20 protein-coding genes are annotated in these 23,435 nt (G+C 70.0%); 6 read left to right on the top strand and 14 right to left on the bottom strand.

Annotation, left to right across the window (positions count from 1 at the left end; all coding sequences use genetic code 11):
- Window positions 1-9: 9 nt before the first annotated feature.
- Window positions 10-861 carry a 3-methyl-2-oxobutanoate hydroxymethyltransferase gene (panB, locus tag MYK68_RS13020; RefSeq protein ID WP_247864110.1) on the bottom strand — a complete coding sequence of 284 codons (852 nt, stop codon included), beginning with the start codon at window positions 859-861 and terminating at the stop codon, window positions 10-12.
- 187 nt (window positions 862-1,048) lie between these two features.
- Here panB and glnA (MYK68_RS13015) point away from each other — a divergent pair, with 187 nt between their 5' ends.
- A complete protein-coding gene (gene glnA, locus MYK68_RS13015) occupies window positions 1,049-2,386 on the top strand; it encodes a type I glutamate--ammonia ligase (protein ID WP_247864109.1) in 1,338 nt (445 codons plus the stop codon).
- Between the two features lie 36 nt (window positions 2,387-2,422).
- A complete protein-coding gene (locus MYK68_RS13010; RefSeq protein WP_247868051.1) occupies window positions 2,423-5,425 on the top strand; it encodes a bifunctional [glutamine synthetase] adenylyltransferase/[glutamine synthetase]-adenylyl-L-tyrosine phosphorylase in 3,003 nt (1,000 codons plus the stop codon).
- 94 nt (window positions 5,426-5,519) lie between these two features.
- Here the strand turns inward: MYK68_RS13010 and MYK68_RS13005 are convergent, their stop codons facing one another.
- From MYK68_RS13005 to MYK68_RS12985, 5 genes are all read right to left on the bottom strand, one after another.
- A complete protein-coding gene (locus tag MYK68_RS13005) occupies window positions 5,520-6,131 on the bottom strand; it encodes an ABC transporter ATP-binding protein (RefSeq protein ID WP_247864108.1) in 612 nt (203 codons plus the stop codon).
- Complete coding sequence (locus tag MYK68_RS13000) at window positions 6,131-6,919, bottom strand: ATP-binding cassette domain-containing protein (RefSeq protein WP_247864107.1); 789 nt, start codon at window positions 6,917-6,919, stop codon at window positions 6,131-6,133. Before MYK68_RS13000 ends, MYK68_RS13005 begins: the two co-directional genes overlap by 1 nt.
- A gap of 29 nt (window positions 6,920-6,948) precedes the next feature.
- Window positions 6,949-7,746, bottom strand: a complete 798-nt coding sequence (locus tag MYK68_RS12995) for an ABC transporter permease (RefSeq protein ID WP_502798333.1) — start codon at window positions 7,744-7,746, stop codon at window positions 6,949-6,951.
- A 119-nt stretch (window positions 7,747-7,865) separates the two neighbouring features.
- Complete coding sequence (locus MYK68_RS12990) at window positions 7,866-8,942, bottom strand: ABC transporter permease (protein ID WP_247864105.1); 1,077 nt, start codon at window positions 8,940-8,942, stop codon at window positions 7,866-7,868.
- Entirely contained in the window at window positions 8,939-10,495 is a 1,557-nt protein-coding gene (locus MYK68_RS12985) for an ABC transporter substrate-binding protein (RefSeq protein ID WP_247868050.1), read from the bottom strand. Before MYK68_RS12985 ends, MYK68_RS12990 begins: the two co-directional genes overlap by 4 nt.
- A 216-nt stretch (window positions 10,496-10,711) precedes the next feature.
- Here MYK68_RS12985 and MYK68_RS12980 point away from each other — a divergent pair, with 216 nt between their 5' ends.
- Window positions 10,712-11,011, top strand: coding sequence for an ArsR/SmtB family transcription factor (locus MYK68_RS12980; RefSeq protein ID WP_247868049.1), 300 nt, complete (start codon window positions 10,712-10,714; stop codon window positions 11,009-11,011).
- Between the two features lie 123 nt (window positions 11,012-11,134).
- Here MYK68_RS12980 and MYK68_RS12975 read toward each other — a convergent pair whose 3' ends face one another.
- The 3 genes from MYK68_RS12975 to glnA (MYK68_RS12965) all read right to left on the bottom strand — a co-directional run bounded on the left by MYK68_RS12975 (window position 11,135) and on the right by glnA (MYK68_RS12965) (window position 14,631).
- Window positions 11,135-11,713, bottom strand: coding sequence for an FKBP-type peptidyl-prolyl cis-trans isomerase (locus MYK68_RS12975; protein WP_247864104.1), 579 nt, complete (start codon window positions 11,711-11,713; stop codon window positions 11,135-11,137).
- Window positions 11,714-11,913: 200 nt separating this feature from the next.
- Complete coding sequence (locus MYK68_RS12970) at window positions 11,914-13,035, bottom strand: serine hydrolase (protein WP_247864103.1); 1,122 nt, start codon at window positions 13,033-13,035, stop codon at window positions 11,914-11,916.
- A gap of 162 nt (window positions 13,036-13,197) precedes the next feature.
- Entirely contained in the window at window positions 13,198-14,631 is a 1,434-nt protein-coding gene (glnA, locus tag MYK68_RS12965) for a type I glutamate--ammonia ligase (RefSeq protein WP_247864102.1), read from the bottom strand.
- A 576-nt stretch (window positions 14,632-15,207) separates the two neighbouring features.
- Between glnA (MYK68_RS12965) and MYK68_RS12960 the strand changes: the two genes are divergently transcribed.
- The 3 genes from MYK68_RS12960 to MYK68_RS12950 all read left to right on the top strand — a co-directional run bounded on the left by MYK68_RS12960 (window position 15,208) and on the right by MYK68_RS12950 (window position 17,797).
- Window positions 15,208-15,750, top strand: coding sequence for an RDD family protein (locus MYK68_RS12960; RefSeq protein WP_247868048.1), 543 nt, complete (start codon window positions 15,208-15,210; stop codon window positions 15,748-15,750).
- Between the two features lie 237 nt (window positions 15,751-15,987).
- Entirely contained in the window at window positions 15,988-17,427 is a 1,440-nt protein-coding gene (locus tag MYK68_RS12955) for an amino acid permease (RefSeq protein ID WP_247864101.1), read from the top strand.
- An 88-nt stretch (window positions 17,428-17,515) separates the two neighbouring features.
- A complete protein-coding gene (locus tag MYK68_RS12950; RefSeq protein WP_247864100.1) occupies window positions 17,516-17,797 on the top strand; it encodes a DUF2277 domain-containing protein in 282 nt (93 codons plus the stop codon).
- An 82-nt stretch (window positions 17,798-17,879) separates the two neighbouring features.
- On the opposite strand, the gene MYK68_RS12945 is transcribed toward MYK68_RS12950, so the two are convergent.
- The 5 genes from MYK68_RS12945 to sucB form a co-directional block, all read right to left on the bottom strand.
- A complete protein-coding gene (locus MYK68_RS12945) occupies window positions 17,880-18,638 on the bottom strand; it encodes a DUF4191 domain-containing protein (protein ID WP_247864099.1) in 759 nt (252 codons plus the stop codon).
- Window positions 18,639-19,024: 386 nt separating this feature from the next.
- Window positions 19,025-20,119 (bottom strand): lipoyl synthase, encoded by a 1,095-nt coding sequence (gene lipA / locus MYK68_RS12940; protein ID WP_502798251.1) that lies wholly within the window; start codon window positions 20,117-20,119, stop codon window positions 19,025-19,027.
- A complete protein-coding gene (gene lipB, locus MYK68_RS12935; protein ID WP_247864097.1) occupies window positions 20,077-20,784 on the bottom strand; it encodes a lipoyl(octanoyl) transferase LipB in 708 nt (235 codons plus the stop codon). The genes lipA and lipB overlap by 43 nt, the downstream gene beginning before the upstream one ends.
- On the bottom strand, window positions 20,777-21,658 hold the full coding sequence (locus tag MYK68_RS12930; RefSeq protein WP_247864096.1) for a TIGR01777 family oxidoreductase: 882 nt from the start codon (window positions 21,656-21,658) through the stop codon (window positions 20,777-20,779). Before MYK68_RS12930 ends, lipB begins: the two co-directional genes overlap by 8 nt.
- A 27-nt stretch (window positions 21,659-21,685) precedes the next feature.
- Window positions 21,686-23,419 carry a 2-oxoglutarate dehydrogenase, E2 component, dihydrolipoamide succinyltransferase gene (gene sucB / locus MYK68_RS12925; protein WP_247864095.1) on the bottom strand — a complete coding sequence of 578 codons (1,734 nt, stop codon included), beginning with the start codon at window positions 23,417-23,419 and terminating at the stop codon, window positions 21,686-21,688.
- Window positions 23,420-23,435 lie beyond the last annotated feature (16 nt).

The raw sequence follows: 23,435 nt of genomic DNA, 5'->3' as shown, positions 1-23,435 counted from the left end.
TGGCGTGCGTCAGTACTCGTGCTCGGCGGCCGGGAACACCGACCGGGCCACCTCGTCGCGATAGGTGCGGGCGGCGTCGAGCAACTGGTCGCCGACGTTCGCGTAGCGCTTGACGAACTTCGCGGTCCGGCCGTGCGTGTAGCCCGCCATGTCCTGCCACACCAGCACCTGGGCATCGGTCTCGTGGCCGGCGCCGATGCCGACGGTCGGGATGGTGAGCTTGCGGGTGATCTGGCCGGCCAGCTCGGCCGGGACCATCTCCATGACGACGGCGAACGCGCCGGCCTCCTGCACGGCGATGGCGTCGGCGATCAGCTGATCGGAGCCCGCGCCGCGGCCCTGCACGCGGTAGCCGCCCAGGTTGTTGACGCTCTGCGGGGTGAAGCCGATGTGGGCCATCACCGGGATGCCGGCGGCGGTGAGCGCCGCGATCTGCGGGGCGATCCGCTCGCCGCCCTCGATCTTGACCGCGTGGGCGCCGCCCTCCTTGAAGAACCGGATGGCCGACTCGAGGGCCTGCTGGGGGCTCACCTCGTAGCTGCCGAACGGCAGGTCGGCCACCACCAGCGCGTGCGGGGCGCCGCGGACCACGGCGCGCACCAGCGGGATCAGCTCGTCGCAGCTGATCGGCACGGTGGTGTCGTAGCCGTACACGACGTTCGCGGCGGAATCGCCGATGAGAAGAACGGGGATCTCGGCGTCGTCGAAGATCCGGGCGGTGGAGTAGTCGTAGGCGGTCAGCATCGGCCACTTGTGGCCCTCCGCCTTCCATTCGGCGAGGTGCTGAAGCCGGGTCTTGCGTCGCGGCGCGGCGGCCGGCGCGGGGGAGTCTGTGGAACCGTAGATGGCTGCATCCGACATGACTGGTCTCATTTCTGCCTCGAGTCCCGCTCGGCGGGTACCCGGGTTGGTGTGGACACCCCGATTCTTCCACCGGGGGCCGGGAGCGTCACCGTCGTGTCCGGTGGTCTTTGTCACAGACCCGGTCGCGGTCCCCGGAATCGCCGTGCGTAACACGGGCGTAACAGGCCGGGCATAGGGTGCGGTCATGGATCGCCAACAGGAATTCGTGCTGCGCACTCTGGAGGAGCGGGACATCCGCTTCGTACGGCTGTGGTTCACCGACATCCTGGGCTATCTCAAATCCGTGGCGATCGCGCCGGCCGAGTTGGAGGGGGCGTTCGCCGAGGGCATCGGGTTCGACGGCTCGTCGATCGAGGGCTTCTCCCGCGTCTTCGAGGCCGACATGGTGGCCAAGCCGGATCCGTCGACCTTCCAGGTGCTGCCGTGGGAGAGCGACGGCCGGAACTACTCCGCTCGCATGTTCTGCGACATCGCGATGCCCGACGGCACCGCCGCCTGGGCCGACCCGCGGCACGTGCTGCGCCGCCAGCTCAGCCGGGCCGCCGAGGCCGGGTTCACCTGCTATGTGCACCCGGAGATCGAGTTCTACCTGCTCAAGGACATGCCGGGCGACGGCAGCGTGCCGGTCCCGGCCGACAACGGCGGCTACTTCGATCAGACGACGCACGACGCCGCCCCGAACTTCCGCCGCCACGCCATCGAGGCGCTCGAATCGATGGGCATCTCGGTGGAGTTCAGCCACCACGAGGGTGGCCCCGGCCAGCAGGAGATCGACCTGCGCTACGCCGATGCGCTGTCCATGGCCGACAACGTGATGACCTTCCGTTACCTGGTCAAGGAGGTGGCGATCGGCGACGGCGTGCGCGCCACGTTCATGCCCAAGCCGTTCAGCGATCACCCCGGTTCGGCGATGCACACGCACATGAGCCTGTTCGAGGGCGAGTCGAACGCCTTCCACAACCCGGACGACCCGATGCAGCTCTCGGCCACCGGCAAACAGTTCATCGCCGGCATCCTCACGCACGCCAACGAGATCAGCGCGGTGACCAACCAGTGGGTCAACAGCTACCGGCGGCTGGTGCACGGCGGCGAGGCGCCGACCGCGGCGACGTGGGGGCGGGCCAACCGCTCGGCGATGGTGCGCCTGCCGCTGTACACGCCGAACAAGTCGTCGTCGCGGCGGGTCGAGATCCGGACCCCCGATTCGGCCTGCAACCCGTACCTGACCTTCGCGGTGCTGCTCGCGGCCGGTCTGCGCGGCATCTCCGAGGGCTACGAGCTGCCCGAGGAGGCCGAGGACAACGTGTGGGCGCTGACCCCCGCGGAGCGGCGTGCCATGGGCTACCGCGAACTGCCGAACTCGCTGTCGGAGGCCCTGCACCAGATGGAGCGGTCCGAGCTGGTGGCCGAGGCGCTCGGCGAGCACGTCTTCGACTACTTCCTCCGCAACAAGTGGCGTGAGTGGTCGGACTACCGCGGTCAGGTGACCCCGTTCGAGCTGCAGCACTACCTGCCGCTCTGACCTCTCGAGCGGTCTAGTCTGACTGACGTGACTTCGATGGGTGGACGGTCGGCGGTACCGAGTCCCGGTCGGCTCGGGCTCCTGGAGGCCACCGCCCGGGCGGACCTGGACACTCTCGGCTGGTACGACGAGGCCTCCGTCGGTGTGCTGTGGGCGCTCTCCCGCGCCGCCGACGCCGATCTGGCGCTGAAAGCGCTGGTGCGGTTCCGGCAGGCCGCCGATGCCGCGGACTGGGCCGAGATCGACGAGCTGATCCGCACCGACAAGACCTTCCGCGGGCGCCTGTTCGCCGTCTTCGGCGCGTCCGACGCCCTCGGCGATCACCTGGTGGCCGAACCCGGCGTCTGGCGGCACCTGCTGCCCCGGGACCTGCCGACGGCGGAGCAGGCGCGGACGGAGATGCTGGCCTCGGTCGGCGCCGAGCCGGAGCCGGATCAGACCGCGGGGAGCCTGCTGTTCCGGGCCGAGGTGACCGGCCCGCAGGCGATCGGCCGGCTGCGCGTGGCGTACCGGAATCTGCTGCTGCGGCTGGCCGCCCAGGACCTGGCGGCGACCGTCGAGGACGAGCCGGTGCTCTACCTGCCGCAGGTGGGCGGGCACCTGGCCGACTTCGCCGACGCGGCGCTGACCGCGGCGCTCGCGGTCGCGATCCGGGAGGTGCTCGGCGACAAACCGCTGACCACGCGCTTGGCGGTGATCGCGATGGGCAAGTGCGGGGCGCGCGAACTCAACTACGTCAGCGACGTCGACGTCGTCTTCGTCGCGGAACCGGCCGACACCACCTCGGCCCGCCTCGCCGGCGAGATGATGCGGGTCGGCTCGCTCGCCTTCTTCGAGGTCGATGCCGCCCTGCGGCCCGAAGGCAAGCGCGGGGCGATGACGCGCACGCTGGAGTCGCACCTCGCGTACTACCAGCGGTGGGCCAAGACCTGGGAGTTCCAGGCGCTCCTCAAGGCACGGCCGATGACCGGCGACATGGCGCTGGGCGCCGACTACGCCGCGGCGACCGGACCGATGGTCTGGTCGGCGGCCGAGCGCGACGACTTCGTGACCGACGTGCAGGCCATGCGCCGCCGGGTCGAGTCGCTGGTGCCCGACACCGAGAAGGAGCGGAACCTCAAGCTCGGCCGCGGTGGCCTGCGCGACGTGGAATTCGCGGTGCAGCTGATGCAGATGGTGCACGGCCGCGCCGACGAGTCGCTGCACGTGCGGTCGACCCTGGAAGCGATCGGCGTGCTCACCCGCAAGGCGTACATGGGCCGCACCGACGGCGCGAACCTGCACGCCTCCTACGAGTTCCTCCGCCTGCTGGAACACCGGCTGCAACTGCAGCGGCTCTCGCGCACGCATCTGCTGCCCGATCCGGCCGACGACGCGGCGATGCGCTGGCTGGCGCGGGCCGCGCACATCCGGCCGGAGCGATCGCTGGTGGCCGCCGAGGTGCTGCGGCGCGACCTGCGGCAGCAGCGGACACGGGTGCGCCAGCTGCACGAGAAGCTGTTCTACCGGCCGCTGCTGGAGGCGGTGACCCGCTTCGACAAGGACTCGCTGTACCTGCACAACAAATCGGCCGAACGGCAGCTGGCCGCCCTCGGCTACGCCCAGCCCGAACGCGCCCTGGCGCACATCAAGGCGCTCGGCTCGGCCCCGGGCCGACGCGGCCAGGTGCAGATGCTCATCCTGCCGAGCCTGCTGCAGCACATCAGCGACACGCCCGACCCGGACGCCGGCCTGCTCAACTACCGGCGCCTGTGCGACGAGCTGATCGGCGCCGACTGGTTCCTGCGCCTGCTGCGCGACGACGGCGTCGTCGCCGAACGCCTGATGCACGTGCTGGGCACCTCCGAGTACATCGCCGACCTGCTGATGCGCTCACCCGACGTGATCCAGCTGTATTCGACGGGCGCTACCGGGCCGAAGCTGTGCGAGGTGACCTCGGAGGACGTCGTCAAGGGCCTGATCGCCTCGATGCGGCGGCACTCCGATCCGCGCAAGGCGATCGCCGTGGCGCGCTCGCATCGTCGTGCCGAACTGGCGCGCATCGCTTCGGCCGACCTGCTCGGCCTGATGGACGTCCAGGAGGTGTGCCGGGCGCTGTCGACGGTGTGGGCGGCGGTGATCGACGCCGCGCTGGAGAAGGTGATGGCCGCGACCGCCGCGGAGACCGGCGCCCCCGCACCGGCCCGGATGGCGGTGATCGGAATGGGCCGCCTCGGCGGCGGTGAACTCGGCTACGGGTCGGACGCCGACGTGCTGTTCGTCTGCGATCCGGTGGCGGGCGCCGACGAGACGGTCGCGCTGCGCTGGGCGCAGAACGTCGCCGACAGCGTGCGCTCGCTCCTCGGTACACCGAGCGCCGATCCGCCGCTCGAGGTGGACGTGGGGCTGCGGCCGGAGGGCAAGAACGGGCCGATCGTGCGCACCCTGGCGTCGTACCGGGCCTACTACCACCAGTGGGCGCAGGCGTGGGAGGTGCAGGCGCTGCTGCGGGCGCACGCCTGCGCCGGCGATCCCGGCCTGGGTCTGGAATTCCTGCACATGATCGACGAGATCCGGTACCCGGACGGCGGGGTGTCGCCGGAGGCGGTGCGCGAGATCCGGCGGATCAAGGCGCGGGTCGACGCCGAGCGGCTGCCGCGCGGCGCCGACCCGATGACGCACACCAAGCTCGGGCGCGGCGGCCTGGCCGACGTCGAGTGGACCGTGCAGCTGATGCAGCTGCGCTACGCCCACCGTTATCCCGCGCTGCACCGCACGTCGACCGTGGAGACGCTCGACGCGATCGGGGAGGCGGGGCTGATCCCGGAGGATCAGGTCGCCATGCTCAAGGACGCGTGGCTGACGGCGACACGGGCGCGCAACGCCCTGGTCCTGGTGCGCGGCAAACCCGTCGACCAGCTGCCGGGACCGGGCCGGGAACTCCGGGCCATCGCCTACGCGGCCGGCTGGCCGCAGGACGAGGCCGCGGAGTTCCTGGAGCACTACCTGCGGGTCACCCGGCGAGCCAAGGGCGTGGTGACCGAGGTGTTCGGGGCGTGACGCTCGTGGGACCGGTGGATCGGTCTCGAGTGCTCACCGTCTGAGTCGTCCGGCGTGGCGCGTGCCCGCGTCGGTTCGGTGTGCGCGCCGTCGGTCAGCTGGTGATCAGGACGGAAGCACATCGCGCCCGCACGAGCCGGTGATCATGCGAGACCAGCGCAGCCCCGACTCCCGCATCGACCAGCCCGTCGATCAGCCCGATGATCGCGCGCGTCGCGACCGGGTCGAGCATGGCGGTGGGCTCGTCGCACAGCAGGTATGACGGCTCTTGGACCAACACCCGTGCCACGCAGGCGCGCTGCAATTGCCCGTCGCTCAGCTGCCCCGGGTACCGGTCTAGCAGGCCCGTGGACAGACCGACCCGGGCGGCGATTTCGGCGATCTCCGGGGGCGGCGTCCGGGCGACCCGCGCGGGTTCGGCGATGATCTCGCGGACCGTCCAGCGTGGATTGCACGCCTGGCGTGGTGACTGGGCCAAGAGCGCGATCGACGCCGGCGCGGGGGAGGGGGAGCCGTCGTAGGTGAGCGATCCGCGACTGATCGGTTGTAGGCCGGCGAGTGTCCGCAGGAGCGTGGTCTTGCCGCTTCCGGACGGGCCGAGGATGCCGGTCATGGCGCCCGGGACAACCGTGCAGTCGATGTCCGCGAGTACGGTGCGGCCCGCGAAAGCCACACCGATACCGGCGCCCCTGATACCTTCGGCCATCAGTGCACCTCGCTGAAGAATGCGCGCAGATAGACCTCGTCGTCGCACTCTTCGGTGTCCGGTGTCGGGCTCGGCGCGGCCGGCGGATCGGCGAGGAAATGGCCCGCGCGGGTCTGATTCAGCAGCCGGCCGTGGCGCATCACCGCCACCGCGGGGTCGATTCCGGCCCGCCGAAGCGAGTCGAGATCGTGCGTGATGGCCAGGACTGCGGTGCCGCGACGGGCGAGCCGGGCCAGTAACTCCCAGACGGTGTGGGCGAGTTCAGGGTCCAGCGCGGACGTCGGTTCGTCGGCGACCACCACCGCAGGGTTGCCGGCGATCGCGGCGGCGATCGCCGCTCGCTGAGCCATTCCGCCGGACAACTCGTGCGGGTACAGATCGAGGGCGCCGCGCGGCAACCGCACCAGATCGCACAGTTGCTCGAAAGACCCCGGTCCGTCGAGCACGGAAACCACTTCGCGTAGTTGAGATCGCACCGTGCGTACCGGGGTGAACGACGTTGACGAGGACTGCGGAACCAGGCCGACCACGCGGCCGCGGAGGCGGTCCCATGCCGGATCGTCGTGCGTCAGCGTGGTCTGGTCGATACGAACGCTGCCGGTGACGGTGCAGCCCGGGGGGAGCAGGCCGCACAGCGCGGCTGCCACCATCGACTTTCCGCACCCGGACTCGCCGACCAAGACGGTGACCTCGCCTGTGCACACGGCCAGGCTCATCGTGTCCAGGACGCGGACCCGCGGGGAGCGCCGGTGCGCGCTGGTCGCGATGTCGACAGTCAGTGAACTCACCTGCGCTACCGGTCGCCGCGCGGCTGCCTTCACCAGACCCGCCCGACGGGAGGGGCACTGACGCGGCGAAGGACGAAGACCGCCCGGGTCACCGCCAGCGCAGTCACGATAAGTGCCAGTCCGGGAACCACCAGAGTCCACCAGGCGCCAGTGAGCACATCGCCGCGGGCGTCACCGAGCAGAGTGCCCAGGCTCGCGCGGTCCGGGGACAGCCCCACGCCGAGGAACGACAGGACGGTCTCGTGCCAGATGGCGTGCGGTAACAGGACGATCATGGCGACGAGCGCCTGCCCGGTGACGGCGGGCAAGAGATGATGCCGGGCCACGAAATAGCGTCCGGCGCCCGCTAATCGTGCCGACTCGATCCACCCCGCCGACCTCGAGCCGAGCAACTCGGCGCGGACCACGCGGGCCACGGCGGGCCAGTGCGTGAGCGCGATGGAGGCGATGATCGCCAGCGGCGCACCGCGCCACATCGCGGCGATCACGAGGCCGACCACCAGGTGCGGAAGGGCGTTGACGCCGTCGACCAGGCGCATGGACAGTGCGTCGAACCAGCCGCCGATCGTCGCCGCAGAGAGGCCGACGATCAGCCCGATCGCCGTGGAGAGCACGGCACATGCCGCGGCGATGAGCAATGAGATGCGCAGGCCTTCCGCGGTGCGTATGGCGAGGTCGTAGCCGGAGTGGTCGGTGCCCGCCAATCCGCCGTTGCCCGGAGGCAGCAGCGCCCGGGCGAAGTCGGGTGCCTGGTCGCCGGCGGCTGCGGGCACGATTACGGTCAGTAGGACAACCGCGATCAGCGTCAGCACGCTCGGCGAGGACACGGCCGCCCGCACCCGACCGACGGCCGAGGTGGTCGTTCCCGTGGTCGCTCCGCTTCCCGCTCCGGGCGGTGGGGTAGCGGCAGCACGATCGCGCCGTCGCAACCAGTGCGGCGCGCCCATCATGCGGTCATCTCGATTCGGGGATCGAGCCACACTGCGGCCGCGTCGGACAATGCCGATCCGGCCAAGACCAGCACGGCCGAGCCGACGGCTAAGGCGGCCAGGAGCGGGAAGTCGAGAGCGACCGCGGACTCGACGAGTGCCTGAGCTAGCCCCGGCCAGCCGAAGACGGCCTCCACAATGGCTGCGCCGGCAAGCAGCTCGGGCAGCCGGGTGCCGATCAGTGCCACGGTGGGGAGCGCCGACATCGGCGCGATGTGACCTAGCAGCAGGGTCTGCTTGTCAACGCCCCGGGCGCGCGCGGCGAACACTGCGTCCGAGCCCGTGGCCTCGACCACAGCGGCCCGCATCGTCAGGAGCATCCACGGGATCATCGACACGGTGAGCGCGATGGTCGGCAGCACACCGTGGGCGATCAGCCCGATCGCGGTGTACTCGTCGCCTGGCGCTCGGGCGCCCGAGGTTGGAAACCATCCGAGTGTCACCGCGAAGACGACCACTAGAACCAGTGACACGACGAATGGCGGGGTCGAGGCCGCCAGCGCGGCGAGTGCTGAGCAGCCGCGGTCGAGGAGTCCGCCGCGGCGCATCCCGATCACCGCGCCGAGCACCAGGGAGATCGCAGCGGCGAGCAGGAGGGAGATCAGCGCCATGGAGAAGGTGAACGGCAGTCGTTCGGCGAGCACGGTGGTGACCGGCTGCGACTGCGTCGAGGAGAACCCCAGCCGGCCGTGGAACAGGTCGACCCACCACTGCCACCAGGCGGCGACCCAGCTCTGATCCGTGTGGTAGGCCGCGGTCATCATTTCCCGCTGCGCCACGGTGGCGTTCTGGTAGCGACCGCCCAGGTACGCGGTGAGCGGATCGAAAGGCGACGCCGCGGCCACCGCGAAGATCGCGAAAGAAATAGCGACAACGGAGGGGATCGCGAGGAGTGTGCGGCGCGCAAGTAACCAGCCCGTTCGCCGCGCCCGCCAGAAGCGGCTGCGCGGAGGCGCTACAGCGGCGGCTGTGGTCTCCTCGGTGTCGAACGGACCGCTGAGTGCGGGTGCGGACCGGACGGACGGGGTTGTCATGATCCGCTCGGGTGCCAGGACGGCAGGTTCCACCACGGTCCCCAGACGACTCCGTGCGCGTGCGGCTCGAGTATCGGTGCAGCGTGGGTCCAACCCGCGCTGCGGGCGGCGTAGGTGTGCCGCAGAAAGACCAGGAAGACCGAAGACGGCTGCTCGGCGTACAGGGTTTGAATACGCCGGTAGCGGGTATCGTTTGCCGGGCCGGCGGCGCTCCGGCGTGCCTGCTCCAGGAGCTCATCGAGCCCGGGAGCGGTGAAATCTCCCGGGTTGGAGTATCGCGAGCCGCCGGGCACCTGGGTGTGCAGCGCGTCGTAGATCTGCGAATCGATGCTGTACGGAGTCTCGCCGCCGCCGAGCATCACGGCGTCGTCGTTGAGACGAGTATCGATGGCATCCCAGCTGACGCCCTTGGGCTCTACCCGGATCCCGATCGGCTTCATCGCCGCGGCGAAGGCGACGGCGAGGTCCCGGCGCAGCGTGTCGTCGGCGTTATAGAGCAGGGTGAAGCGCGCCGCTGTGCCGTCCTTGGCCCGGATTCCGTCGCGGCCGGCGCGCCAGCCCGACTCATCGAGCAGCCTGGCGGCAGCCCCGGACTCGAATCCGAACTGTGCGCGCGGTTCGTAGGCCGGCCCATAAGCCGGCGAGATGGGCGTGCTCGCCGGGGCGCCGGCTCCAGCCAGAACCCCGTCGACCAGGGCCGCGCGGTCGACGCCAAGGTTCATCGCTCGTCGCGCCGCAGGATCGGCGGCGAAGGCGTTACCGCGGGGAAGGCTCACGCCGCGCCAGTCCGCGCTGTTGACCGAGACGACGTCGATGCCGGATCGCCCGCGCAAGCTCTGGGCGAGCCTGGGTGGCAGGCCGGCGCCGTCGATCTCCCCGGCCGCGACGCGTTGTGCGCGTGAATTGTCATCCGGCGCAGCGGTGTACACCACTCGGCGCAGCGTCGGCTTACCGCGCCAGTAGTCGTCGCGGGCGACGAGCACGGCCTGATCTGGACGCAGTGAATCGAGCCGGTACGGCCCGGTGCCGACCGGCGAGGTGTTGAGCGCCCATTGCGCGGCGGGTCGCTTCTCCACGCGTTCGGAGGGCACGATGCCGACCAGCAGGTAGGGAGAAGGGTCGGCCTCGGTATCCATTCGCACGATGACCGCATCGGGGCCGTCGGCCGTCACCTCGGAAACGGGTCCGGCCTGGGTCGAGATGTCCGCGGCGACCGCCGGGTCGGTCATCGCCGCGTAGGTCGCCACTACATCGGCGGAGTCGAAGGCCGTGCCATCGGAGAACCGGATCTTATCGCGCAGGCGCACCCGCCATGTACGCGGTGCGGTCTTGATCGGCTTCTGCGCGGCGAGTACCGGAACCAGGTCCGGGATGCGCTCGTCGTCGGACGCCGACGGTGCCAGCAATGATTCGTAGATCGGCGAAACGCCGAGCGACCCGTATCCGAGCATAGGGTTGTACCGGCCAAGGTCGTAGGCATCGGCGAGAGTCAGCTGGTCGTTGCGGCTTTCGGTGTCACCGGCGCAACCGGTGAGGATGAGCGCCGCCGCCATGAGGGTAGCCAGCAGCGGCTTGGTGGGGGGTTTGGTGATCCACACACGTATATGTCTACACGGACATATGTGCCTTCGGTCAGATATTGCGGAACCGGTCTCGATCCGGTCAGTATGAGGCGGACAAGAGGAGGTCTCATGGCGCACAGCGGCGCGGCCGACGCGGCTGAAACAGCCGACACGGCCGACACGGCGGCGGTGCGGTCTGCCGCGCAGCTGACTGCCGACGAAGTGGAGCATTGGGCTGCGCGATTTGCACTCCTGAGTGATCCGACCCGGCTGGCCCTACTGATCGAGATGCACGCACTCCCTGACTCCTCGGTGTCGGAGTTGGCGGCTCGTGTCGGGATCACCGAGAACGCCGCCTCCCAGTCCCTTCGGGCGCTGCGTGATCAGGGATGGGCCCTGGCCGACCGGGACGGCCGCACCATGCGCTACCGCATGCGGCCCGACGCCGTGGTACATCGGATCCTGCACGATGTGGTCGGCGTCGGACATCTGCCGCCGATGCAGTGAAATGAGCCGTAAGTCCGCGGCGGACGAGCGGTCGACGGTTGTTCTCGCACGCCCCGCATCTGCCGGTCTAGAGAGCTATGTCGTTCCCGTTGCCCTCTCGTCATGCCCTCTCGTGAGGCCGAGTCAGTCGCCGACGCGAGCGATCTTCATCTCGAAGACAATGGTGTCGCCCGGCTTGATCGAGCCGTCCGGCGTGCCCTGTGGGTAACCGTCCTCCGACGGGATGACCGCGCCGACGTGTGAACCGCCCTTCTGGCCGACGAGGGCCTTGACAAATCCGGGGATCACACCACTCTGCGTGGCGCTGGGCTGCTGAGCGGGAAAGCTGGTGGCCTCGCCGCGCCCGTAGCTGGAGTCGAAGACGTCGCCGGTGCGGCCGTTGACGCCCTCGTAGCAGACGTAGACGGTGTCGCCCTCCTTGACGACCGGGCCATCGCCGGTGGTGAGGGTCTGGACCTGGGTCTCGTTCACGGCGAACGGGGTGGTGACGTTGATGACGGGGCCGTGCTCGTCGGTGCCTGCGGCGATCCGCGCCTCGCCGGTGGTGCCCTTCACCGTCCACTGCGTCTTGGTGTTGTCCGGCGCGTCGGTGCTGGGGCACGACGTGTTGCTCGGGTCGTACGACTTGGCGTGATCCGAGGAACACCCGGTGAGCAGCAGTGCACAGGCGGCGGGAACCAGCAGGAGGGAGGTCTTTCTCATGGGAGGCCACCTTACCGGGCGGTCAGGGTGCGGCGTCGGTCGGCGAGGTGTTCGGTGCCGGAGCCGTCCGGTGTCACCGGGCAGGAGGTCGTTCGCAGCGTTCGGTGAAACTTATCGATCGCTGCCCACTCTGAGCGACAACGTGCCGCGGCGTTCGTGGTTGTCGCTCAGAGTGAGCAGTCGCTGTCTTTGATACCGGATCAGCCGCCGGCGCCCGGGCACGACCCGCCCGGCAGCAGGGTCAGGTTGTCGCCCAGCCAGTGGCCGACGGTGTTGAGGGCGATCGCCCCGGCGTCGAAGGTCATCTTCGGCTCGTGCGCGCTCATCGAGACCGCGACCCGCTTGCCGTCGTTCAGCGTGGTGAGGCCGATCTGACGGACCAGATAGCCCTCGTCGCCCTCGTCGACGCCCCAGCCGCCCTTGACAGCGGTGCGGTCGCCGGGAATCTTGTTCAGGCCCCAGTCCTGGGTGGGTGCGACATGCGCCATCAGGTCGAGGACGTGCTCGCTGCCCGGCATGCACGGAAGGTGCGCGGTCCAGACGGCGGAGTCGGTGAGGGTCCAGGTGGTCTCGCCCAGGTGCGGCCACTCGCCGTCGTCGGCGGCCGGCTGCACGACGGTGCCCCGGTCGCCGCCCTCCCGGAGGACGTCGGTGACGGCCGCGGTGGCCTCCGCCGGGGTGCCGAGCGAGCGGGTGAGGAGGCGCGCCGAGCGGTTGTCGGAGTCGATGACCGCCTTGGTCTCGGTGCGGTTCTCGCCGTTGCGGCGTTCGGCGGCGAGCGCCAGGGGCACCTTGATGGTCGACCACGCGTCCTGCGGTTCCTGGTCGCCTAGAAGGATCGGGATACCCCCGCCGCCGACCGGCACGATCGCGACGCCGACCGGGACCTTCAGGTCGAGGGCGGCGAATCCGGCCTGCAGTTGCCTGCGAGCCTCGGCGTCGGGCAGTGACGGGGCAGGGGCCGCCACGCGCGGCTTCTGCCGGGGCGGTTCGTGATGGACGAGGAAGACCGAGGCGGTCGCGATGATCGCGATGCCGGCGATACCGAGGGCCGCGCGGGCCCAGGGGAGTCGTGAGCGCCGGGGCCGGGCGGCCGGCGCGGGCCTCGGCGCGGGTGCCGACGGGTGGTCTGGATCGTTCGACCGCGCGTCGTCGCGGGCTGCGTCGCGCGAGTTCGGGGCGACGCCCCGCTCGACCGTCGTGGAGGCGGCCGGAGTGCGGGGTTGCTGGACCGTCGTGGAGGCGACCGGGCCGGGCGGTGGCTGCCGCATCCAGAAGGGTGGCTGGTCGTCGGGCCGGTCGCTCGCCCTGTGCTTAGCCATCGGTGTCCTGGTTAATCGGAATCGTCGCTCGGTGTCCTCCCCGCCGAGCTTCGGCCAGGCTACCAGTGCGCCGTACCAGGTCGTCGTCCCATACTCGTGCGCACACGCGCGTCGGCCCGCTCTCCGGGAAGGGGAGCGGGCCGACGCGGTGGACCGATGAGGTCAGCAGTCGTAGTAGAGGCTGAACTCGTAGGGGTGCGGGCGGATCTGGGTCGGGAGGATCTCGTTCTCCCGCTTGTAGGCGACCCAGGTCTCGATGAGGTCCTCGGTGAAGACGCCACCGGTGGTGAGGTAATCGTGGTCCTCTTCGAGGCGGTCGATGACGTCGGCCAGCGAGGTCGGGGCCTGCGGGATGCCCTTGGCCTCCTCCGGCGGAAGCTCGTAGAGATCCTTGTCGACCGGCTCGTGCGGCTCGATCTTGTTCTTGATGCCGTCCAGGCCGGCCATCATCATCGCGGCGAACGCCAGGTACGGGTTACCCGAGCTATCCGGGCAGCGGAACTCGATGCGCTTGGCCTTGGCGTTGTTGCCGGTGATCGGGATGCGCACACAGGCCGAACGGTTGCGCTGGCTGTACACCAGGTTGATCGGGGCCTCGTAGCCGGGCACCAGGCGCTTGTACGAGTTGATCGTCGGGTTGGTGAAGGCCAGCAGGCTCGGGGCGTGGTGCAGGATGCCGCCGATGTAGAAGCGGGCCAGGTCCGACAGACCGCCGTAGCCGGACTCGTCGTAGAACAGCGGCTTGCCGTCCTTCCAGAGCGACTGGTGCGCGTGCATGCCCGAGCCGTTGTCACCGAACAGCGGCTTCGGCATGAAGGTGACGGACTTGCCGTTCTGCCAGCCGGTGTTCTTGATGATGTACTTGAACAGCTGGACGTCGTCCGCGGCGTGCAGCAGCGTGTTGAACTTGTAGTTGATCTCGGCCTGGCCGCCGGTGCCCACCTCGTGGTGGCCGCGCTCCAGGGTGAAGCCCGAGTTGATCAGGTTGGTCGACATCTCATCGCGCAGGTCGACGTAGTGGTCGTACGGGGCGACGGGGAAGTAACCGCCCTTGGGGCGGACCTTGTAGCCGAGGTTCGGGGTGCCGTCGAGGTCGAACTCCTCCTTGGCGCGCCAGGCGCCCGACTCCGACTCCACCTTGTAGAAGGTGCCGTTCATGTCCGAGCCGTACGAGACGCCGTCGAAGATGTAGAACTCGGCCTCGGCGCCGAAGAAGCAGGTGTCGGCGATGCCGGTCGAGGTCAGGTAGTCCTGGGCCTTGCGGGCGACGTTGCGCGGGTCGCGCGAGTAGGCCTCACGGGTGAACGGGTCGTGCACGAAGAAGCTGACGTTCATCGTCTTGGCCTTGCGGAACGGGTCGATCCGCGCCGTCGCCGGGTCGGGCAGCAGCATCATGTCGGACTCGTCGATCGACTGGAAGCCGCGGACCGACGATCCGTCGAAGGCCAGTCCCTCTTCGAAGACGTCCTCGTTGAACGCCTCCGCGGGGATCGAGAAGTGCTGCATGGTGCCGGGGAGATCGCAGAACCGGATGTCGACGTACTCGACGCCCTCGGCCTTGATTCCTTCGAGCAGTTCTTCGTTCGTGGTGTACACGTGCGCCGTACTCCTTACTCGGGTGGGCCAGAACCTCTCTGGCCCGGCAACTCACACAGGCATTCTCTCGCGTGCCGGGTGCGAATCGTTGGTTTCGACGGTAAGGACATGACATTGCCCGACGATCAACCGAATGTTTCCCCCGTGTTACGCGGGTTCTCGATTGTGTCGATTTCGTCACGTCTGGGGAGGCGCGTCGTCCGGTTGCGGTCGGTTCGCGGAGTTCGGCGCGGCACGGTTGCCCGCCCGGAGGCCCAGCCGCTGGGTGGCCGTATGCCTGCCCGGTCGTCGAGCCGAGTTGGCGCCGCTGGCGTTCTTCCGTGAGTCTGTCGTATCGGGACTGCGCTGGCGCTACTTGAACCGCACTGTCCAGATTCGCCAGCACCGTCCAGAATCGGTAGTGCAGTGACGACGCGCAGTCGGAGGGCAGCGTGGTCTCGCCTTGGTGGGCTCGCCGGCCCCACCGAACTCCGCACCGCTCGTCGGGCTCCGGAGACCCGGAAATCACTCATCTAGGATGGGCGCATGGCTTCGAAGAACCGGTCCCGTCCCGATACCGGGTCGACGGGCTCGACGATGCGCGACGCCGCGGGCAGCTGGCTCACCGGCCCGTACGTCGCGAAGGGCGAGGTGGAGTACCGCGGCTCCGATCTCGGACTCCCCGAATCCGGGCCCGGCTCGATCGCCGGCGGCTGGCGACGGGTGCTGGCCCTGCTGGTCGACTGGCTCATCGCCGGTGGCCTCGCCTTCCTCGTCGTCGGGCCGCGGAACGCCATCGAGGTGAACGGTCATGTCTACAGCGCCTTCGAGGTGACCGTCCAGGCGATGGCGTGGTGGCAGATCGGCATCTGGTTCGTCCTCGGGCTGGCCACGGTGATGTTCTTCGGCTTCACTCCGGGCCAGTTCGCGGCCGGGACGCGCGTGGCGCGGGCAGACCTCGGCCCGGAGCGCGGCGCGGCGGAGGCGGCCGGCACCGAGCCTCGGGCTGCGGTCGGTCCGGTGCGCGCGTTCTTCCGGCAGCTGCTGATCCCGTTCGTAGTCCCGGCGCTGATCAACGACTACAACGGCCGCGCCATGCACGACCGCGCCACCGGCACCGCCATCGTTCGCACGAGATAATCGGTCCGCATCCACTCGTTGTGCCCGCGCCAGGCCGCGGCTGCGGGTCGGCGGATCCGGGCGCCTCATCGAGACAGCCGGTGCAAGCATCGCCGCGCCCGCGCCCCGGGGGTGCCGGGGTTGCAGCGGAGGACAGGTACACGATGCCTGGGGCGCCCGAAGGGGGGTCCCGGGCGCGCGCGACGAGTCGGACAGTCGTACATTGGCCCGATCAGCATCGACCGACGAGAGGAACCCGTGGCCGACCGGCAGCTCGATTACAGCACCGTTCCCGAGCGCGACGAGGGCTACCAGCGTGGCCTGAGTTCGCGCACCATCCAGATGATCGCCATCGGCGGCGCGATCGGCACGGGCCTGTTCTACGGGTCCGGCCGGGCCATCGAGAAGGCCGGTCCGGCGCTGCTGCTGGCCTACGCGCTGGCCGGCCTGGCGGTGTTCATCGTGATGCGGGCGCTCGGCGAGCTGCTGATCTACCGGCCCATCTCCGGCGGTATCAGCGAATACGCCGACGAGTTCCTCGGCCGGTTCGCCGGGTTCAGCCAGGGCTGGACGTACTGGGCGGTGTGGGTGACGACGTGCATGGCCGAGATCACCGTGGCCGGGCACTACATCAACTACTGGTGGCCGTCGGTGCCGATCTGGCTGACGGCGCTGGTGGCGCTCGTCGTGCTGTTCATGGCGAACCTGATCTCGGTCGGGCTGTTCGGCTGGGCCGAGTTCTGGTTCTCGGCGATCAAGGTGACCGCGATCATCGGCATGATCATCATCGGTATCGGTGTGCTCCTGCCGATCACCGGATTCGGTCCGGAGACCGGGCCGTCGGTCACCAACCTGTGGAACCAAGGCGGCTTCTTCGCCACCGGCTTCACCAACGCGCTGCTGAGCCTGCAGATCGTGATGTTCGCCTACGTCGGCGTGGAGCTGGTCGGCGTCACCGCCGGTGAGGCGGAGAACCCGCGCGTCACCCTGCGCAAGGCGATCAACTCGGTGCCGTTCCGTATCGGCATCTTCTACGTCGGCGCCATCTTCGTGATCCTCTGCATGCGCAGCTGGAAGGACTTCCACGAGGGGCAGAGCCCCTTCGTCACGGTCTTCCGCGACATCGGCATGCCGGGCGCGGCGGGCATCGTCAACTTCATCCTGCTGACCGCGGCGCTGTCGTCGTGCAACTCCGGGATCTACTCGACGGGCCGCATGCTGCGCTCGCTCGCCGGCCGCGGGGACGCGCCGCGGCGGCTCACCGCGCTGTCGTCGCGCAAGGTCCCGGTCGGCGGCATCGTGCTCAGCGCGCTGGTGATGGTGATCGGGGTGATCGTCAACGTCGTCGACCCGGACCACGCCTTCGCCTACATCACGTCGGTGTCGACGGTCGGCATCATCGTCGTCTGGTCTACGATCCTGCTCTGCCAGATGGTGTACCGGCGCCGGGTGAGCCGGGGGGAGCTGCCCGCCTCGGACTATCGCGTGCCCGGCGCCCCGTACACGACGGTCGCCGCGCTCGCCTTCATGGTGCTGGTCTTCGTGCTGCTGTTCTTCGACCACGACGGCCGGATCGCGCTGATCGTCGGCGCGGTCTGGTTCGCCCTGGTGATCATCGGCTACTTTGTCTGGTCACGGGCCGCGTCCCGGCTGGCGCTCGCGCGGTACGCCGAGATCACCGGCGACGACGAACGCTAGCGCCGTCTGCTTTTCACGCTGCGCCCCGGTCCCGAGGACCGGGGCGCAGTGCATCGTCGTCGGGCCGGCCCGGGAGTAGCGTCGGGGCATGTGCCGACACATCAAGACGCTTCACAACTTCGCCCCGCCGGCCACGGACGACGAGGTACACGCCGCCGCCCTGCAGTACGTGCGCAAGATCGCCGGGACCACCAAACCCTCGCAGGCCAACCAGGCCGCGTTCGACGAGGCCGTGGAAGCGGTGGCGCATGCGACGGTGCACCTGCTCGACCATCTGGTGACGACGGCGCCGCCGAAGGATCGCGCGGTGGAGGCGGCCAAGGCCAAGGCGCGGTCGGCGGCACGGTTCGGCACGGCCGCCGCCGGATAGCGCCGGAAAGCGATTCGTCCTCCGCCGTCTACTGTTTTCGGTACTCGGCGGAGGACGAAATGCCCTCAGTCTCCGGACGGGATCAGGCGGCGCCACCGCGGCGGCGCGCGGTGCGCGCCATGTTCTTCACCTTCGCGCCCTGCGGCATCGGGCCCTTCGGCATGGCCGGGCCGGACGCGCCCTTCGCCTTGAGTGCGGCGAGGCGGCCGTCCAGGGCCTCCATGCGGTCGCGGTCGATGTTCGACGGCAGCTTCTTGAGGTGGCGCTCCAGCTTCGACAGCGGGACCTCGCCCTCGCCGTTGCCGACCACGACCTCGTAGATCGGGGTGTCGCCGACCACGCGTGCGGCCTTCTTCTTCTCTTGCGCGATCAGCGGCTTCACGCGCGACGGCGTGCCCTCGCCGACCAGGATGATGCCCGGCTTACCGATCACCCGGTGCACGGCGTCGAGCTGGCTGGTGCCGCTGACCGCCTGCTGCACGCGCCACTGGCCGCGCATGTTGCTCAGCGCCCAGCCCGCCGCACCCGGCTGGCCCTCGGCCTTCTTGTAGACGCTGCGCGACACGCGGCGGGTGAACAGCACGAACGCGCCGAGCAGACCGATCGCGATGCCGATCACCACCATGAACCAGAGTCCGCCGACGAAGACGCCGATCAGCGTGAACACCAGCACCGACAGGGCCAGCACGCCGATCATCAGCGGGATGAGCGCCTTGTCGTCCTTGCGCTGCATGTTGAAGGCCTGCCAGATCTGCTGGCGCTGCTCTTTGGAAGCGGCCTTGCGGGCGGCTTTCGCGGCCTTCTTGGCCTCTTTGCTCGCGTCGTTCTTCGCCTGTGCCATGGTGTCCAGTCTAGTGGGGGTTCGATGTGCGTTTCGACACGGTCTCGTCTTGCGGCGCGACCGGCGGGGCGGGCTGTGGGGTCGGGGTGGCTCGGTGGGCTGATTGCGGTGGCTTCAGGCAGCTCGCTGAGCCGGTCGGGCCCCCGGGGCCCGGCCGCGTCGAAACGGCCTTCTGCAGTCGGGGGTGCGTTTCGACACGGTCTCGCCTGGCGGCTCGACCGGCTCAACGGGCTGGGGGCGACGGGCTCAATGGGCTGGGGGACGGCTCGACCGGCTCGACGGGCTGGGGGGCGGCTCGACGGGCTCAATAGGCGGTGGGGGTGTGTGGAGCGACCGGCTCAACGGGCGGTTGGAGTCGGGGAGCGAGGCAGTCGGGGGCGCGGACGTCAGCGGGCGCCGGTGGCCATGCGGGCGATCACCGACGACGCCTCCTGGGCGGTGCTGCCCTCGTTCGCCAGGTGCGCCATCGCCGGATCGAGGGGGCGGCCGTGGCGGGCCATCGCCTGCGCGTACAGGCGGCCGGCCCGGTACGACGACCGCACCAGCGGCCCGGCCAGCACCCCGGCGAAGCCGAGCTGCGTCGCGTAGTCCGAGTGCTCGACGAACTCCTCCGGCTTCACCCAGCGCTCCACCGGATGGTGGCGGGGGGAGGGGCGGAGGTACTGCGTGATGGTGACGATGTCGCAGCCCGCCTCGTGCAGGTCACGCAGCGACTCGCGGACCTCGTCGGGCGTCTCGCCCATGCCGAGGATCAGGTTCGATTTGGTCACCAGCCCGAAATCGCGGGCCTGGGTGAGGACGTCGAGCGACCGCTCGTAGCGGAAGGCCGGGCGGATCCGCTTGAAGATCCGCGGAACGGTCTCCAGGTTGTGGGCCAGCACCTCGGGCCGGGCGTCGAACACCTCGGCCAGCAGGTCGGGCTTGGCGTGGAAGTCCGGGATCAGGTTCTCCACGCCGGTGCCCGGGTTGTATTCGTGGATCTTGCGGACCGTCTCGGCGTACAGCCAGGCGCCCTCGTCGGGCAGGTCGTCTCGGGCGACGCCGGTGATCGTCGAATACCGCAGGCCCATCGACTGGACGGATTCGGCGACGCGTCGCGGCTCGTCGCGGTCGAGCGGAGCCGGCTTGCCGGTGTCGATCTGGCAGAAGTCGCAGCGCCGGGTGCACTGCTCACCGCCGATCAGGAAGGTGGCCTCGCGGTCTTCCCAGCACTCGTAGATGTTGGGGCAGCCGGCCTCCTCGCACACGGTGTGCAGGCCCTCGCTGCGGACCAGGCCCTTGAGTTCGGAATACTCCGGGCCCATCGTCGCCTTGGTCTTGATCCACTTCGGCTTGCGCTCGATCGGGGTCTGCGCGTTGCGGACCTCGAGGCGGAGGAGTTTGCGGCCCTCGGACTTGATTTCGGGAGCGGCCTTGGCAGCGGAGTCGGGCGAGGCGGTCACTGTGTCGATCCTACGCTTGTGCGATCGGCGTCCAGGCATTCCTGAACGCGGGCGGCGACGCCGTCGAGCGTCTCGTCGACCGTGATCGGCCGGCCGAGCTCGGCGGCGAGGGAGGTGACCCCGGCGTCGGCGATCCCGCACGGCACGATCGCGGAGAACACCGACATGTCGGGGTCGACGTTGAGGGCGAAGCCGTGCAGGGTCACCCCGCGGGACACGCGGATCCCGATCTGCCCGAGTTTGCGTTCGCCCTGGAGATTCGGCCCGCTCCCGGCGCCGGGCTGATCGACGACCCACACCCCGGAACGACCCGCCACCCGCGTCGTGACGAGTCCCTGGTCGGCGCAGAACCGGATCAGGGCCTCCTCGACGCGGCGGACGTAGTCGACCACGTCGAGCGGTTCGGCGAGTTTGACGATCGGATAGCCGACCAGCTGTCCGGGGCCGTGCCAGGTGATCCGGCCGCCGCGGTCGACGTCGATCACCCGGGCGCCGTTGACCGGCCGGTCGCCGTCCTCGGTGCGTTTGCCCGCGGTGTAGATCGACGGGTGCTCGAGCAGGAGGAGCAGGTCGTGATCGAGTTCACCGGACGCCCGCTGGGCGGCCAGCCGGTGCTGCAGGTCGTAGGCCGTCTCGTAGTCGACGAGACCGAGTCTGCGGACCTCGAGGCGGCCGGTATCGGCACGGGCGGAACCGTTACGCACGGGCGTACTCCAGGGCTTGCGGGAGGGTGGGATGCGCGAAGACGAAGCCGTGGTCGGTGAGGACCTTCGGTTCGACCCGTGAGGAGGTCAGGATCAGTTCGTCGACCAGTTCGCCGCCGACGGCGTGCGCGAGTGCGGCGGGCACGCGGAACCAGTCGGGACGGTGCACCTGCTGCGCGAGGAGCGCGCTGAAATCGCCGTACCGGACGGCCTGCGGGCTGGCGAGGTTCACCGGACCGGCGATATGCCGCTGTTCGAGGAGGAACTCGATCGCGGCGACCTCGTCGTGCAGTGAGATCCACGAGAAGAACTGCCGGCCGTCACCGATCGACCCGCCGGCGCCGAGCCGGTACAGGGGCCGGAGACGTCCGAGGAGACCGCCGGACGGGGCGAGGACCGGGGCGGTGCGCAGCGCGACGATGCGCGCGCCGGCGGCGGCCAGGGTGGCGGCCTCCCAGTCGACCGCCAAGTCCGCGAGGAAGCCGTCGCCGGGCGGGGAGTCCTCGGTGGCCGCGTCCTCCCCGGTGTCGCCGTAGAAGCCGGTCGCGCTGGCGCTGACGAAGACCGGCACCCCGGCGTCGGCGACGGCCTCGGCGAGAACCGAGGTGGGGGTGATCCGGGAGTCGCGGAGCCGCTGCTTCACCCAGCCGCTCCAGCGCCGGGTGCCCAGTCCCACGCCGCCGAGGCCGATCACCGCGTCGGCGCCGTTGAGCGCGCCGGGCGGGACGCCGAACGTCTCCGGATCCCAGCGCACCTGATCGGCTCCGGTCACCGGCGTGCGCACGAGGCGCACGACGTCATGACCGGAGCGCGTCAGCGCGTCGACCAGCGCCGACCCGATGAGCCCGTGGCTCCCGGCGACGGCGATTCGCATGGAGATCTGCTACCTGCTCTCGGTGGGTTACAGGCCGAGATCGGCGGCGAACTCGCCGCCTTCCAGGCGATGGCGCACCGTGGTGAGGAAACGGCCCGCGTCGGCGCCGTCGATCAGCCGGTGGTCGTAGGTCATCGGCAGGAAGGCCATCGACCGGGCGGCGATCGACTCGGTGCCGTCGGCGGCGGTGAGGACCACCGGACGCTTGACGATGGCACCGGTGCCGAGCATGGCGGCCTGCGGCGGCACCAGGATCGGGGTGTCGAACAGGGCGCCGGCGCTGCCGATGTTGGTGATGGTGAACGTGCCGCCGGCCAGCTCGTCGGGCTTGAGGTCGCCGGAGCGGGCGCGGGCGGCGATGTCGGCGATGGCCCGGGCCAGACCCGCCAGCGACAGGTCGTCGGCGTTGTGGATCACCGGCGAGAGGAGACCCTGCGGGGTGTCCACGGCGATACCGAGGTTCACCTTCCCGTGGTAGGTGATCTCCTTCTTGGCCTCGTCGATCGACGCGTTGATGTTCGGGTGGACCTTGAGCGCCTCGACGACGGCCTTCGCGTAGAACGGCAGGAACGTCAGGTTGACGCCCTCGGCCGCGGCGAAGCCGGCCTTCGCCTGCTTGCGCAGCTGGGCGATCTTGGTCATGTCGACCTCGTGCACCTGTGTGAGCTGGGCGGTGGTGGCGAGCGACTCGCGGGTCTTCGCGGCGGTGATCTGCCGGATCCGGGTGATCTTCTGCGTGGTGCCGATCAGGGCGGCCAGTTCCGAACTCGGCGCCGGGGCCGCGGCGGCCGGAGCGGCCGCCGGAGTCGCGGCGGGGGCGGCTGGAGCCGGTGCGGCGGGCGCCTTGGCAGCCTCGACGGCGGCGAGCACGTCCTGCTTGCGGATGCGTCCGCCGACGCCGGTACCGGTGACGGTGGCCAGGTCGATGCCGTTCTCGGCGGCGAGCTTGCGCACCAGCGGGGTCACGTAGGGCGTCGACTCGAGGTCGTTGCCGTCGGTCTGCGCGGCGGGTGCCGGTACGGCCGGGGCGGGCGCCGCCGGGGCCGGGGCGGCCGGAGCGGGAGCCGGGGGCGCCGCCGGAGCGGGTGTGGGCTCGGGAGCGGCGGCGGCCGGAGCCGGCTCGGGCTCCGCAGCCGGGGCGGCACCGGGCTCGCCGATCACCGCGAGACGGCCGCCGACGGCGACGACGTCGTCGGTGTCGGCCACGATCTCCAGCAGGACACCGGCGAACGGTGACGGGATCTCGGTGTCGACCTTGTCGGTGGACACCTCGACCAGCGGCTCGTCGACGGCGACGGTGTCGCCGACCTGCTTGAGCCAGTTGGTGACGGTGCCCTCGGTCACCGACTCGCCCAGCTCGGGCATGGTGACGTCGTTCCCGGACGACGCGGCGGCCGCGGGTGCCGGAGCGGCGGGCGCGGCGGGGGCCGGGGGAGCGGACGCGGCGGCGGGAGCGGCCGGTTCCGGCTCGGGGGTGGGCTCCGGCTCGGCCGGGGCGGCGGGCGCATCGCCGCCGGCCTCACCGGCCTCACCGATCAGACCGAGCTGGCCGCCGACCTCGACGACGTCGTCCTCCTGGGCGACGATCTTGATCAGCACGCCGGCCGCCGGCGACGGGATCTCGGTGTCGACCTTGTCGGTCGAGACCTCCAGCAGGGGCTCGTCGACGGCGACGGTGTCGCCCTCGTTCTTGAGCCATTGGGTGACGGTACCTTCGGTGACACTTTCACCCAGTGCGGGCATCTCGACGGAGAAGGCCATTGCGTGTTGCTCCCTA

The organism is Gordonia sp. PP30, from assembly GCF_023100845.1.
Classification (GTDB): domain Bacteria; phylum Actinomycetota; class Actinomycetes; order Mycobacteriales; family Mycobacteriaceae; genus Gordonia.
This window is presented reverse-complemented; position numbering and strand designations above follow the sequence as displayed.

Coding starts and splice junctions, on each gene's coding strand:
- MYK68_RS13010 (WP_247868051.1), top strand. CDS start 2,423: ATGGGTGGACGGTCGGCGGTACCGAGTCCCGGTCGGCTCGGGCTCCTG.
- sucB (WP_247864095.1), bottom strand. CDS start 23,419: ATGGCCTTCTCCGTCGAGATGCCCGCACTGGGTGAAAGTGTCACCGAA.
- MYK68_RS12945 (WP_247864099.1), bottom strand. CDS start 18,638: ATGGCACAGGCGAAGAACGACGCGAGCAAAGAGGCCAAGAAGGCCGCG.
- lipA (WP_502798251.1), bottom strand. CDS start 20,119: ATGCCTGGACGCCGATCGCACAAGCGTAGGATCGACACAGTGACCGCC.
- panB (WP_247864110.1), bottom strand. CDS start 861: ATGTCGGATGCAGCCATCTACGGTTCCACAGACTCCCCCGCGCCGGCC.
- glnA (WP_247864109.1), top strand. CDS start 1,049: ATGGATCGCCAACAGGAATTCGTGCTGCGCACTCTGGAGGAGCGGGAC.
- MYK68_RS12990 (WP_247864105.1), bottom strand. CDS start 8,942: ATGACAACCCCGTCCGTCCGGTCCGCACCCGCACTCAGCGGTCCGTTC.
- MYK68_RS12930 (WP_247864096.1), bottom strand. CDS start 21,658: ATGCGAATCGCCGTCGCCGGGAGCCACGGGCTCATCGGGTCGGCGCTG.
- MYK68_RS12960 (WP_247868048.1), top strand. CDS start 15,208: ATGCGCGACGCCGCGGGCAGCTGGCTCACCGGCCCGTACGTCGCGAAG.
- MYK68_RS12975 (WP_247864104.1), bottom strand. CDS start 11,713: ATGAGAAAGACCTCCCTCCTGCTGGTTCCCGCCGCCTGTGCACTGCTG.
- MYK68_RS13005 (WP_247864108.1), bottom strand. CDS start 6,131: ATGGCCGAAGGTATCAGGGGCGCCGGTATCGGTGTGGCTTTCGCGGGC.
- MYK68_RS12985 (WP_247868050.1), bottom strand. CDS start 10,495: ATGGCGGCGGCGCTCATCCTCACCGGTTGCGCCGGTGACACCGAAAGC.
- MYK68_RS12950 (WP_247864100.1), top strand. CDS start 17,516: ATGTGCCGACACATCAAGACGCTTCACAACTTCGCCCCGCCGGCCACG.
- MYK68_RS12970 (WP_247864103.1), bottom strand. CDS start 13,035: ATGGCTAAGCACAGGGCGAGCGACCGGCCCGACGACCAGCCACCCTTC.